The sequence below is a fragment of the Lewinella sp. LCG006 genome (genome assembly GCF_040784935.1).
Lineage (GTDB): Bacteria > Bacteroidota > Bacteroidia > Chitinophagales > Saprospiraceae > Lewinella.
On sequence record NZ_CP160680.1, the window covers coordinates 5616460 to 5630158 of the forward strand.

Annotated in this window: 10 protein-coding genes; all 10 read left to right on the plus strand. The window is 44.8% G+C overall.

The features are described 5' to 3' along the window. The first annotated feature begins 243 nt into the window (after positions 1-243). Positions 244-777: a DUF177 domain-containing protein gene (locus AB0L18_RS20320; RefSeq protein ID WP_367389156.1), complete on the plus strand. Its 534-nt coding sequence runs from the start codon at positions 244-246 to the stop codon at positions 775-777. Positions 778-859: 82 nt separating this feature from the next. After that, positions 860-1054 carry a 50S ribosomal protein L32 gene (gene rpmF / locus AB0L18_RS20325; protein WP_367389157.1) on the plus strand — a complete coding sequence of 65 codons (195 nt, stop codon included), beginning with the start codon at positions 860-862 and terminating at the stop codon, positions 1052-1054. Positions 1055-1188: 134 nt separating this feature from the next. Then, positions 1189-1572 (plus strand): Rid family detoxifying hydrolase, encoded by a 384-nt coding sequence (locus AB0L18_RS20330; RefSeq protein ID WP_367389158.1) that lies wholly within the window; start codon positions 1189-1191, stop codon positions 1570-1572. A 188-nt stretch (positions 1573-1760) separates the two neighbouring features. Further along, positions 1761-2762 carry a tryptophan--tRNA ligase gene (gene trpS, locus AB0L18_RS20335; protein ID WP_367389159.1) on the plus strand — a complete coding sequence of 334 codons (1002 nt, stop codon included), beginning with the start codon at positions 1761-1763 and terminating at the stop codon, positions 2760-2762. Between the two features lie 330 nt (positions 2763-3092). Next, on the plus strand, positions 3093-3977 hold the full coding sequence (locus AB0L18_RS20340; RefSeq protein ID WP_367389160.1) for a carbon-nitrogen hydrolase: 885 nt from the start codon (positions 3093-3095) through the stop codon (positions 3975-3977). 221 nt (positions 3978-4198) lie between these two features. Further along, the gene (locus AB0L18_RS20345; RefSeq protein ID WP_367389161.1) at positions 4199-5137 is read left to right on the plus strand and encodes a sterol desaturase family protein; all 939 of its coding nucleotides are present in this window, start codon (positions 4199-4201) and stop codon (positions 5135-5137) included. Between the two features lie 100 nt (positions 5138-5237). Beyond that, complete coding sequence (locus AB0L18_RS20350; protein WP_367389162.1) at positions 5238-5846, plus strand: hypothetical protein; 609 nt, start codon at positions 5238-5240, stop codon at positions 5844-5846. Between the two features lie 170 nt (positions 5847-6016). Then, positions 6017-9061: a T9SS type A sorting domain-containing protein gene (locus AB0L18_RS20355; RefSeq protein WP_367389163.1), complete on the plus strand. Its 3045-nt coding sequence runs from the start codon at positions 6017-6019 to the stop codon at positions 9059-9061. A 315-nt stretch (positions 9062-9376) separates the two neighbouring features. Next, the gene (locus tag AB0L18_RS20360) at positions 9377-12268 is read left to right on the plus strand and encodes a TonB-dependent receptor (RefSeq protein WP_367389164.1); all 2892 of its coding nucleotides are present in this window, start codon (positions 9377-9379) and stop codon (positions 12266-12268) included. Positions 12269-12457: 189 nt separating this feature from the next. Further along, entirely contained in the window at positions 12458-13603 is a 1146-nt protein-coding gene (locus tag AB0L18_RS20365) for a hypothetical protein (RefSeq protein ID WP_367389165.1), read from the plus strand. Positions 13604-13699: the final 96 nt, after the last annotated feature.

Consider the following 13699-nt stretch of genomic DNA (forward strand, 5'->3'; position numbering starts at 1 on the left):
AGTAGTAAACGTGTCGTGGGATAGTAACTAATAGTTGCAAAATTACAGAACTATCTGATTTGTTCAGGCGAATTCCATATTAATGGAAGTTTAATTAACACAAATGCTACTGCATTTTGAAATGATTATATTTTTTTGTGCGAAACACAAGGAAATTTAATCTAAAAACTTATCTTTGCAGCCGCTTTAAAAATACAACTTTGAGATGCGCGGGTGTCTTAAGGTCTAAAAGTAGACAGGGCTATGGATTCGCTCCAACCGTACATTCTCCCGCTCAAAGGTTTAGGTGATGGCTTGCATGAGTTTGAGTTCCTAATCGATGGTGATTTTTTTCGGAGTTTTCCAGATTGTCCCGTTGAAGAAGGCAATGTCAAGTTGCATGTGACCATGGAAAAACAGCCTCGTTTGATGGTTTTTGATTTCTCCTTTACAGGGTGGATCAAAGCTACTTGTGATCGTTGTTTGGCTCCGATCGATTTACCGGTAAATGGTCAAAACCAATTATTGGTAAAGCTAGGAGAAGCCGAGAATGCAGTCGATGAGGACGATGTGGTCTATATTCCAATAGAAACATCTACCTGGAGTTTAGCACAATATGCTTACGAGTATGTGCTACTGGCCTTGCCTCTCATCAAAGCATACGCCTGTGAAGAGGATGAAAATCCTCCCTGCGACTTCGAGACGTTAGATCGTTTGGAAGACGCTGAAAACGATGAAGCGGAAGAAAACCCAAGCAACCCATTTAGGGATGCTTTCAAGGATTGGAACAAAGCGTAATTTACGCTTTTTCCTCCTTCATTACTGAACCATATAAGAAGTTGCCCGACGAGTTTGGGCAAAGCCGATAAAAACAAGAGAAATGGCACATCCTAAAAGTAGAATTTCCAAGCAGCGCAAGCGCAAGCGTCGTACGCACTACAAGGCTGAAGTACCTAACGTAGCTACCTGTAAAGTAACTGGCGAAAGCCACCTACGTCACCGGTCTTATTCTGATGCTGAAGGTAACACTTATTACCGTGGCAAGATCCTGATTAAAGGTCCTGAATTAGACTAAGGCGGTGCTGCCTATCCGTAGCATTGTACCGTTTTGCCTAGCAAAATTTTTATTGCTGCGTGTTAAATAATAAGAGCTCCTACCTGTCATTGTTCAGGTTAGGAGCTTTAGTCATTTTGTTAAATCCAACATTTATGAAACGCATTATCAATACCCCCCATGCTCCTTCTCCAGTAGGTCCTTACAACCAAGCTACTGCTCACAACGGCACACTTTATGTCTCGGGGCAAATTGCGATTGATCCTGATTCTGGTGAATTGATCACCCGGACCATAGAAGAGGAAACACACCAGGTAATGAAAAATCTTCAGGCCATCCTCAAGGAAGCAGGCCTCACTTTTGAAGAGGTGCTCAAATGCTCTGTTTTTGTTAGCGATATGAATAATTACAGCCGAATCAACGAGGTATACGCTACCTATTTCAACGAGGATACCGCCCCCGCCCGTGAATTGGTCGAGGTTGCTAACTTGCCTAAGTTCGTAAATATTGAGATTTCGTTGATCGCAGCGATGAAGTAAGCTTGACGTTAGTTGTTGAGGGATGCGGGGCGAACCAAATCGCCCCTTGAAGTAGAAAGTAGAGGGATTTAGATTTCCCTAGTGGAATCCCAATACTGATTTTGGCTTAACAAACTAAGCGGAACTTTAGCGTTTTTCAATTTGTTTTTTGCAAAAACAAAGACTTTTAACAATTTACTATATTACTAATGAGCACAATTTTATCTGGCATTCAACCTACGGGAAATCTTCATTTTGGGCGTTACTTTGGTGCGATTCAAAATTGGATGCGTCTTCAGGAAGAACATGATTGTCTATACTGTGTGGTCGACTACCACGCGATGACCATGCCTTTTCAACCCCAGAAATTGCGCCAGAACAGTTGGGAACTCATTTTTAATTTACTTGCTGTAGGGATCAAGCCAGAGAACCTTTTCATCCAGTCGATGATTCCTGAACACACGGAGCTGAATTGGATCCTGAATTGTTTCTCCAGCTACGGGCAGTTGACCCGCATGACGCAGTTCAAGGACAAAAGCGCTCAAAGTGAGGAGAAGTCGGAAGGCTTTATCAGTGTGGGGCTGTATACTTATCCGGTCTTACAGGCTGCCGATATTCTGATTTACCGCGCAACTAAGGTACCTGTTGGTAAAGACCAGGAACAACACCTCGAACTTACCCGCAATATCGCACAGCGTTTCAACAACATTATCGGTAAAGCGTATTTCGAACTACCAGAGCCCTTGTTTACCGAGATTCCCAAGGTGATGTCTACCGCAGACCCTACCATGAAGATGAGCGCCAGCAAAGGTGACAAGCACAATATTGACCTTTTTGCTGATCCTGAACGTATTCGTAAACAAATCCGCTCCGCCGTGACGGATACCGGTGATACCCCAGAAGGTGAAATGAGTCCTGGCGTTGAGAATCTCTTCAGCCTGCTCAAAGCTTCAGATCATCTTGATGCTTACAATAGTCTGCAAACAGACTACGAAAATGGAGCACTCAAATATGTTGATCTTAAGGAGGCAGTAGGGGAGGCTCTGGTAGCGATCAGCACTCCGATCCGCGAGCGCAAAGCCGAGTTACAGGTGGATAAAAAAGCCGTCAAAAACCAAATCAAAGCCAGTAGCGAAGAAATTCGCAAACGCGCCCAGCAGACCGTCAAAGAGGTAAAAGATTTGGTAGGACTGTCGAATGTGAGGTTTTAAACTGGTGTAAAAGTTGAGTAAGTGTAAAGGTGTAAAGGTTTTTTACTAGTGCTTTGTCAACATTTACACCCTTCCAACCCTTACCCCCTTCCAACCTAAAAAACGATACCCCCCATTCATGGGGTTTCACACCCCCCATAATCTCCCTACATTTGTAACAGATGATGTATTAATAGAAATTTCGAACCACTTAGGGTGATCAAGTCACCAACTAAACTCCAGTAATTTTTAGCGTTCGAATTTCTCTCTCAATGTTTATTTACGGCTTCTTCCGCCCGGAAGAAGCCGTAATTGTTTGTACTTTTGTGGTTACAAACGTTACAAAGAATCATGTCAATACTTAAGGTAGGAATTGTTCAACAGGCAAATACGGGTGACCGTGCTGCGAATGTTGCCAAAAGTGAAGCCGGAGTACACCAGTGTGCTGCTCAAGGCGCGCAATTAGTTGTACTTCAGGAATTACACTGCGGCCTTTATTTTTGTCAGACGGAAGAAACGGTTGTCTTCGATCAGGGCGAAACTATTCCCGGGCCGAGTACCCAAACTTTTGGAGCCTTGGCAAAAGAGTTGGGCATTGTCCTCGTGCTATCCCTTTTTGAAAAACGAGCACCGGGTCTTTATCACAACACTGCTGTGGTTTTGGAAAAAGACGGTAGTATAGCTGGCATTTACCGCAAGATGCATATTCCTGATGATCCCGCTTATTACGAAAAATTCTATTTCACCCCCGGCGATTTGGGCTTTCAGCCGATCAACACATCTGTTGGCCGTCTGGGGGTATTGGTTTGCTGGGACCAGTGGTACCCCGAAGCTGCTCGCTTGATGGCATTGGCGGGTGCCGAATTGCTCATTTATCCAACAGCTATTGGTTACGAAAGCACGGATGAACCCGCTGAGCAAAAACGCCAGTTTGAGGCTTGGCAAACTATTCAGCGAGGGCACGCCATTGCCAACGGCTTGCCAGTTATTGCGGTCAATCGTACGGGTTATGAACCCGATCCTTCGGGACAAACCAATGGCATCCAGTTCTGGGGGCAGAGTTTTGTGGCCGGGCCACAAGGAGAACTACTGTTTACCGCGCCAGCCACGGAGGAAGTCAACCATGTGATTTCTGTTGACCGCCAGCGTACGGAAGATGTTCGTCGTATCTGGCCCTATTTTCGCGACCGGCGGATTGATGCCTACCAGGATTTGGTAAAGCGTTATATTGACTAAATTTTCAATAAGCTGAACTTTACTTTTGTCTGCGTGCCGTAAAATGGTCAAAGAAAGCTGATGAGTAAAGCGAATTTTCGCAAGTTAGATATTATCTTACAGCTCATCATTAGATTCAAATTCCATTAAAACCTGTTTTCCCTTTATTGACAACCAATAGAAGGCAGCATTTTTATGGTATTGATTATGTAAAGGATAAAATCCTAACTATCGCAATTCTTATGGAAAAACCAATTTTTACCGTTGAGCAAATTCTATCCATGGATTTGCCACCACTGATTATCTGGGCGGCACCCGTCATGTTTCTTTTGGTCTTTTTAGAATGGTACATTCGAACCCGCGAACTCAAAGAGCATTATGACGGTAAAGATGGTTTCTCAGCCTTCATTATTGGTATAGGAAATATTGGGGTGAGTGCATTGGTGAAAACACTTACATTCGGCGTTATTCTTTATTTTTATAATGTAGTGCCCTGGTTTATTCCACCTACTTGGTGGTCATATATCCTTTGTATGATTGCCATTGACTTTTGCCGTTATTGGGCACACCGGGTGGCGCACGAGCAGCGGATGTGGTGGGCAACCCACGTTACGCATCACAATTCTGAGCAATACAATTTTACGGTTGGTTTTCGTCTCTCCTGGACGCAGCACCTGAAGATTATCTTCTTTGTTCCTGTGGCACTGATGGGCTTTCACCCTGTGGTGTTTTTTATTGCCAACCAAATTGAGGTTTTATACCAATTTTGGATTCACACCGAATTGATCAAAAAGTTGCCTCGCCCGATAGAGTACATCTTTGTAACGCCTAGTCACCACCGCGTACATCATGGCACCAATGACAAATACCTTGATAAAAACTATGGTTCCACATTAATCATTTGGGATCGGATGTTTGGTACTTTTCAAGGCGAGGAAGAACAAGCGAATTACGGTATTCTTACCCAGGTAGAAAGCTATAATCCAGTATGGTTGGTTTTTCACGAATGGGTTGCTATTTTCAAAGATTTGGCTACCTATCGCACGCCTAAAGCGTGGTGGCGTATTCTTTTTGGTGGTCCCAATATGACCATGGATAAGGAGTATTACTACGGTGGCAAAAAAGAATCGCCAGCCAGTTTGTCAAATACCCAAATTCGGCGTTCAAAAGACGAAAAGTAGTATTCTTAACTTTTAGTTCATAGCAATTTGCCATTTTTGCTTTAGATGGTGGTCAGTGTGTTTTTATCCCTGACCACCATTTTCAGTAAAAATGCTACTTGTGAAATCTACGCTAACTACTCCTCCTACTGCCGTTCGCCCCTCTGTTTTATTGATTTTTGTTTTTGCCATCGCATCCTTGTTACTTACGCTGGTGCAATGGCTGTTTTGCCAACGCACAGGGTCCGTCTTGGTATTTGGGCAGGGCATCCTTCAGCTCATTCTTACGATCATTTTGCTGTTTTTGTGGTTAAATCCTATTAGGAAATGGCAATTGCTGGCCCAGTTGCTCAATAGCTTCTTTGTATTATTGCTATGTGGCTTATTGATCAGCGAGTCGTATATCCGTTGGCAGGAAGGGAGCGTAGTGCTGACCAGTGAGGCATTGCCTGTTGTTATTCTTGGATTTGGAGGCTTGGTGTTGCTTTCGCGATTATTGATCCAGTTTAAAGGTGAGCATTTCTCTCAGCTGAGTCGTCGCTTGACGGGATCTTTGTTTCCTTTCCTATCCGGAGGCTTGGCGGTTGTGTTGTTGATTACGCATATCACAGGCTGGTATTGGCTGGATATCGCTGTGGCCTTTTTTACCGCCTGCCTCTTGAGTATCGTTGCACTGTTCTTTCTTATTGATGGATATTGGAATATAATGGAGTCCTCAGAACGGAGTTAACCTTTGGTTTACTCCGTAAGTGGTTGATATTTAGTGTGTTGATAAAAGAGTGGAGAGCTTGTTGATATTGTCTTAGTGTTTTATTTACAATAATTTAAAGACGGTTTAAACCCCAGTTAAGGTAGCGCGGGTAGTTTTGCGGCGAATTAATCAAACTAATAGCTGCACTAATGAACGGTAAGCTCTACATTCTATTCGCACTGGCATTTATGTCAGTATTCACACTTTCAGCTCAGACGGTGGTAAATATCACCGATACTGACCTAGAAGCTGGACAAACTTATAACTGGACCAACGATAATACTTATGTATTGGATGGTCTCGTTTATCTCGAAGAAGGCGGTCGCCTGAATATCCAAGCCGGAACGGTGATTCGGGCCAAGCCTAATCAGGGCGATAACGCTTCTGCCTTGATCATCACTCGTGGTGCTCAGATTTATGCTCAAGGTACGGCAACTCAACCCATTATTTTCACGGCCGAAGATGATGATATTACTGATCCCGGCGATTTTACAGCACAGGATCGTGGCGAATGGGGTGGTCTGATTATCCTTGGTTATGCTAGGGTTGCTCGCCCCGGAGGCTTAGATAATATTGAAGGAATTACAGTGGAGCCACGTACTGCTTTTGGTGGTGGCGACAACCCCAATGACGAAGACAACAGTGGTGTTCTTCGTTATGTATCTATCCGGCACGGTGGTGCTGCTTTGGCCCCTGGTGATGAAATCAATGGCCTCACCCTCGGCGGCGTAGGATCGGGTACAGAAATCGACTACGTAGAAGTCTTTGCTAACCTTGATGATGGTATCGAATGGTTTGGCGGTACCGTCAACGTAAAGCACGCTGCCGTTTCTTTCTGTGGCGACGACTCCTACGATTATGATTTTGGTTACCGTGGCAACGGTCAGTTTTGGTTTTCACTACAAAGCCCAGAGTTCGCTACAGGTCGTGCTGGTGAGCATGATGGTGCCAACCCTGACAACCAGGCTCCATTTAGCCAGCCTACCATTTACAATGCTACCTACATAGGTATTGGTAATGGTGCTACGGGATCTGGTGGTGATGCCAATGATTTTGGTATTCTGGTACGTGACAACGGCGGCGGTTTCTACAACAACTCTATCTTCACGGGCTTCCCATCTGTTGGGTTGGCTATTGAAGATCGTGACACTGAAAGCTCATTTGAGCGTTTAGAAGCCGGAGACTTGGCTTTTGCAAATAACACCTGGTTCGACTTTGGTGCGGGGGCTACTGCTGCTGCATTGTTCAAAGCTGTTGATCAAGACGAAGTAGAAGTAGCTTCTTCTGCAACGGTAGCAGCCAACCTTGCTGCCAGTGCAAATACCTTCACCAATCCTTTCCTTGCAGGTATCAGTCGTACGCCAAATGGCGGCCTTGATCCTCGCCTGAATGCCAATAGCACAGATTTAGGTGGCAACCCTGCCGCTGAAGATGCTTTCTTCCAGCAGGTTACTTACCGTGGTGCTTTTGGTAATAGCGACCTTTGGTTAGAAAACTGGACCGCGCTGGATGAATATGGTTATTTGGGTGACCTGGTTACGCCTATTGACCAGTTTGATTGTGTAACGATTACCGATGCTGACTTGGTTGGTGGTACTACTTATAACTGGACCTCAAATGTATGTTACACGCTTGATGGTTTGGTATTCCTGGAAGAAGGTGGTGTACTCAACATTGAGGCAGGTACAGTTATCCGTGGACAGGAAGCCAACTTAATTACTACTGGAGATAATACTTCGGCTTTGATCATCACCCGCGGAGCACAGATTTTTGCCAATGGTACGGAAGAAGCTCCTGTTATCTTCACTGCCGCTGCGGATGACTTGAGCGATGCCAATGATTTCACCATCGAAGATCGTGGCGAATGGGGTGGTTTGCTCATCCTGGGCAATGCAACCATCGCTCGTCCTGGTGGCGTTGACAATATTGAAGGAATTACAGTGGAGTCACGTACTGCTTTTGGTGGTGGAGATACGCCAAACAATGATGATAACTCCGGTCGCTTAAAGTACGTATCTATCCGCCACGGTGGTGCTGCTTTGGCACCTGGCGATGAGATCAATGGTCTCACCTTGGGTGGTGTTGGTGCCGGTACAGAAATTGATTACATCGAAGTTATTGCTAACCTTGATGATGGTATCGAATTCTTTGGAGGTACTGTTGACGTTAAGCATGCTGCTGTGGCTGCTTGTGGTGACGATGCTTTTGATTATGACTTCGGTTACCGTGGTCGTGGACAATTTTGGTTTGCTTACCAGGAGCCTGAAAGTGCAACTGGTCGTGCCGGCGAGCACGATGGTGCTAATCCTGATAACCAGGCACCTTTCAGCCAGCCAACCATTTACAACGCTACCTATGTTGGCCTAGGTGCTGATGTTACCAACCTTCCTGGTGGTGATGCGGATGATTTTGCTATCCTGTTGCGTGATAATGCTGGTGGATTCTATAACAACTCCATCTTCACCGATTTTCCTGGTATCGCAGTAGCCATTGAAGATCGTTCTGGCGAAGATACCTTCGACCGTTTGCTGGCTGGTGATCTGGCTTTCAACAACAACTTCTTCTTCGGATTTGGTGCAGGAACTACTGATGCAGACTTATTCGTAGCTGTGGATACAGACGAGATCATTGTTGCAGGTAGCTCAGCTACGGTTGCAGCCAACTTCACGAACAATGGCAACGTAATTCAAGATCCTGTTTTGCAGAATATGGATCGCAGTGGTGCAATTGATCCCCGTCCTCAATATGGCCAACCTGCTGCGTCTGGCGCAATTGGTATTGCTGATGATTTCTTTGAAGATGTATCTTACTTCGGAGCTTTTGCTCCAGGAAACGGACCTTTTGGTACGCCTTGGTACCTGGGTTGGACGGCCATCAATGAGTATGGTATTGTAGACCTTACCACTGGTGTTAATACCCAATTTGAAAGTGGCTTTGCACTGGATGCTCCAGTTCCTAACCCTGCTAACCAGCAGACCATGGTTACTTTCGAGTTGCCTGCGACAGCTAGTGTAGATATCAGCGTTATCGATGCACTTGGTCGCTCGGTAATGAATGTAATGTCTAATGAGCGCTTGAGTGCTGGTAGCCAGTTTGTTACTATCAATACACGCTCACTTCCACAAGGCGTTTACACTATCCTGCTGAACGCAGAAGGTACGCAACTGGTACAGAAGCTGGTGGTGAACCACTAATAAAAGTATACCAATACGGTATTGATAATCTCCCCCACCTTGATTTGTTAGGTGGGGGAGATTTTTTTTGAAAAAAGCGCTTTGTTTTTTGAGAATAGTCTAAAATTCAACAGAACCCAAATTGCTGTAGATCAAAATTTTATCTTGCTATTTTGTTTTTTCGAGTAATAAATACCGCCGTTTACCTTGACTTAACATTGACCAGGAATATTTAACACCTAGTTTAAGCTAAAAATCGACCTTTGTCGAAGCTTAGTGTAAAAAACGCACGAAGCTAACTTTGATTTAGTAACTAGTGCAAAATTTACTATTCCAATGCGAAATGCATTTATCTTAATTCTTAGCTTGTTTTTAGCGTTAAGCGTACAAGCTCAAAAAGGTGCAATTACGGGCACCGTTTATGATTCCGAAGGAGAAATTCTTTACGGAGCCAACATTCTTGCTGAAGGGTCTACCATCGGTGGCCAGTCAGATTACATTGACGGCAAATTTTCTTTCCAAATCGCACCAGGCACCTACACCTTGGTTGCCAGCTACATCGGTTATCCTGATACCAAAGTAGAAGCCATTGTAAAGGCCAACGAAACGACGGTTGTTGACATCATCGTTAGTGCTGATGAAGGTGGAGTTGATTTAGAAGAAATTGTCGTAGTAGAAAAAGCCCTTGAGCGTAGCGAAAACGCGGTATTAATGCTGCGTAAAAAAGCTGATAAGGTGCAGGATATCATTTCCTCTGCCGAGATTTCTCGCCTTGGTGCTGGTGATGCGGCAGCTGCCTTGACTAAAGTAACAGGAACAACGATTGTGGATGGGAAGTACGTTTATGTACGTGGCCTCGGTGATCGTTATTCAGCTACCACCCTCAACGGTCTGCGCTTGCCTTCTATTGATCCTTATCGCAACAGTGCGCAGTTGGATTTGATTCCTACCAGTATCTTGGATAACATTGTTGCTTCTAAGACTTTCACACCTGACCTTCCTGGCGACTTCACAGGTGGTAGTGTCAATATCAAGCTAAAAGCCCTGCCAGAGCGTTTCACCTGGTCGGTTTCTGCATCAGCAGCTTACAATTCACAGAACAACTTGACCGACGACTTCCTTGGCTACACCAATCCGGGTGTTGATGGTCTTGGTTTTCTAAATGGCAATGCTGATATTCCAGCGGCACTTACCGATCCTGCTGCTAAAGCATTAGGCGCGTTCGAACGTGGTGCTGCTCGGGAAGCTCGTACGGATGATGAAATTGCTGGTTTGCTGAACAAAGGTATCCGTTCTTTGGACAACAGCTTGGAACCAGTTGTTATGAATGCGGGCATTGATCACAGTCTGAGTTTCAGTATCGGTAACCAATTTGAATTTGGTGCTAATGCCAAGCTTGGTCTCTTTGCAACAGGCAGCTACTCAAAAGACTTTTCCCAATTCAAAAACGGTACCAATGCTAGCTTTTTCGCCTCTCCTGGCGAAGATCAATTGATTGCCAATTACGGATTGACAGAAAATAAAAGCGAAGAATCTCCTACCGTTAATGGTATGTTAGGTGTTTCTTTCCGCCCAAATGCTGCCAACGCCATTAACATGTACACCATCTATAGCCACCAGTCTTTCCTTACTGGGCGTGAGCTAAGAGGAGATTATGATGATTATGGTATTGGTGGAGAAGGCAATTTCTTCTCCTCTCAAACGCAAAGCTTACTACAGCGCGAACTGATCGACTACGTAGTAAGTGGTGAGCACACTTTGGTGAAGTTGAACAATACTCGTCTGGAGTGGGCGGCTAACTACGTCGATTCTGAGCAAAATGAGCCAGACTTACGCTTCTTTGCTTACGGTTTTGACAATGGCCGCTACGACATCAACGAATCACTCTTTACGCTTCCTACCCGTTTCTGGCGTGACCTTTCTGATGATACCTACCAAGGAAAACTGGATATTACAATTCCTTTCTTGCAAGCTAAGTCGAAAGGCAATAGTATCAAGTTGGGTGGTTTGTACAATACCAAAGAACGTGACTTCAATGAAGTACAGTTTATCTATGGACAACGCCGTGAACAGACACTTGAAGAACTAGAGGGCAATGTTGGTGCCTATTTTGGTCCTGACAATATTGGTATTATCGGCGGAGAGCCTGGTAACAATGAGATTGGTCTTTACTTGGTGGATAACTCACTTTTGGGTAACAGCTATATCGGGCAATACGATATTGCTGCTGGTTATCTGATGACTACATTGGAGTTTGGTAAGCTTAAAGTGATTGCTGGTGCTCGTGCCGAGCAAACCAATATCAATGTAGAAAGTGACATTGTCGCATCTGAATTAGCAAAAGAAACACCTGATTATGATCGTATTGAGCGTAATCAAGCAGTTATTGATACCTTCTCTCTGTTGCCAGCACTTAACTTGGTGTATGCGGTATCTGACAACGCCAATCTGCGTGCCAGTGCTACCCAGACCATCGCTCGACCTAACATGAGAGAAGTAGCTCCTTTTGGTTCTTTTGGAGCAATTGGGGAGCCTACTTTGTTTGGTAATCCTGACCTGACAATTACCAACATCACCAACCTGGATTTGCGTTACGAAGTTTTTCCTAATGCAGGAGAGGTGGTAGCAGTAAGTGCATTCTACAAGAAATTCACCGATCCTATCGTATCTACTTACCGCTTTGCAGGTAACCCACAATTTACTTGGGAGAATACGGAGTCGGGTGAGCTTTATGGTGCCGAAATTGAAGTACGCAAAAACCTCGATTTCATCAGCCCAGCCATGGAAGAATTTAATGTGAGTGCCAACTTTGCCTATATCAATAGCTCCGTAACGATCGACGAGCGCGAGTGTGAATTGAGCCGTGATGTAGATCCTGATTTTGACTGTGAACGTCAGTTTGCGGGCCAGTCACCCATTGTAGCCAACTTGAACTTGAGCTACACCAATGCGGATAAAGGATGGGACGGAATTTTGGCTTACAACTACTTTGACGACCGCCTCGCCTCTGTAGGAGCCGTAGGTACCCCTGATATCTTTGAGAAAGGCCGTGGACAGCTGGACTTCTCACTGAGCAAAAAAATCAACGGATTCAAAACTACTTTCCGGGCGCGGAACCTTCTGAACCCCGACTTCCGCCGCTTCTCTGACTTTAAAGGTCAGGAGTATGTTTTCCAAAACTACAAGCGGGGAATTGAATTCAGCTTTGGTGTCTCTTACAGCTTGTAAGTATTCCCGCTAAAGAAGCACTAGGTTACTTAACCGTAATCACTAACGCCCTGCGGCTTTCCGCAGGGCGTTTATTCGTAAACTTAACCTTGGCTTAACACCCAAGCCCCCTCTTACCCCGGCAAATTAATATATTTGCTTTATCGTCTAACGACCTAGTACCCCGTACTAAGTACCAAGTACCAAAAAATGGATCCTACCTTTTTTATCATGTGGTTCGGTTTTATCCTGGCCGGCTATTCGGTTGTTGGTAACGACTCTATCCAAACCTTGGGAACCTTTCTTTCCTCCAACGAGCAACGCCCCTGGTACGTGCTTTGGATGTACGCAGGAAGTATCCTTGCGTTTACCTTGCTCTATGGTTGGTACCACTACAGTGGTGATGTAAGTTACGGCCGTCTCGAAAAATATGCCTTTATAGAGGACATGACCTGGCCTTACTTGTTGCCGCCCTTGGTGCTGATGATACTCACGCGTACGGGTATACCGGTAAGTACTTCCTTCCTGATTCTTACCTTTTTTAAACCTGCCGGGCTCATGGATATGACCATGAAGTCATTGCTTGGCTATGTCCTTGCTTTTGCGCTGGCTATTTTGGTGTGGCAAGTGATCACACGTTCGCTGGATAAGCGTTTTATTGAAAACCCCATTTCTGCTAAAGAAAATCGCATCTGGACGGTGCTACAATGGTGTTCTACAGGTTTCCTTTGGGGGCAGTGGCTGATCCAGGACTTCGCCAATATTTATGTTTACCTCCCACGGACCTTAAACGGAACAGAGATTGGTATTTCCTTGAGCATACTTCTACTGATGCTTGGTTATATTTTCTATTCCAGAGGTGGCAGCATCCAGGAAATTGTCAAAGTGAAAACCAATACGGTCGATATTCGTTCGGCTACCCTCATTGATTTTCTCTACGCGCTGGTACTCCTATTCTTTAAGCAATACAGCAACGTTCCGATGTCTACTACCTGGGTATTCTTAGGATTGTTGGCTGGCCGTGAAATTGCTATTCGCTATTTGCTTAGTAAAGAAAAAGCGCCCGCTTCTCTGGGTGCTGGTTTGAAGTACCTGGGTATGAGCCTTAATGTATTGCTGATCGTATTGATTTGCGTGGTAGTCTACCTGCAAAAGAACATTAGTGATGCCATGATTCTCTTGTTTGCCGGTGCAATCGCTATTCGTGGTTTTGTATTTTTCCTGGAAGCGAAGCAACAGGAAATCTCCCTCAGAAACACCTTCCGAATGGTAGGAATGGATTTGGCAAAAGTCACTTTTGGCCTCGTCATCAGCATCGTTCTGGTATACGTCATGCAGGCCCTGACGGGGATTTAGTGAAGGTATAAAAGTGTAAAAGTTGGGTGGGTGTAAAGTTGGAATCTGGTTTTAACATGACTATCCCTGAAATACGTTGACAACAAATTTAGTTAA

Coding starts and splice junctions, on each gene's coding strand:
- AB0L18_RS20330 (WP_367389158.1), top strand. CDS start 1,189: ATGAAACGCATTATCAATACCCCCCATGCTCCTTCTCCAGTAGGTCCT.
- AB0L18_RS20365 (WP_367389165.1), top strand. CDS start 12,458: ATGGATCCTACCTTTTTTATCATGTGGTTCGGTTTTATCCTGGCCGGC.
- AB0L18_RS20360 (WP_367389164.1), top strand. CDS start 9,377: ATGCGAAATGCATTTATCTTAATTCTTAGCTTGTTTTTAGCGTTAAGC.
- AB0L18_RS20340 (WP_367389160.1), top strand. CDS start 3,093: ATGTCAATACTTAAGGTAGGAATTGTTCAACAGGCAAATACGGGTGAC.
- trpS (WP_367389159.1), top strand. CDS start 1,761: ATGAGCACAATTTTATCTGGCATTCAACCTACGGGAAATCTTCATTTT.
- rpmF (WP_367389157.1), top strand. CDS start 860: ATGGCACATCCTAAAAGTAGAATTTCCAAGCAGCGCAAGCGCAAGCGT.
- AB0L18_RS20345 (WP_367389161.1), top strand. CDS start 4,199: ATGGAAAAACCAATTTTTACCGTTGAGCAAATTCTATCCATGGATTTG.
- AB0L18_RS20355 (WP_367389163.1), top strand. CDS start 6,017: ATGAACGGTAAGCTCTACATTCTATTCGCACTGGCATTTATGTCAGTA.
- AB0L18_RS20320 (WP_367389156.1), top strand. CDS start 244: ATGGATTCGCTCCAACCGTACATTCTCCCGCTCAAAGGTTTAGGTGAT.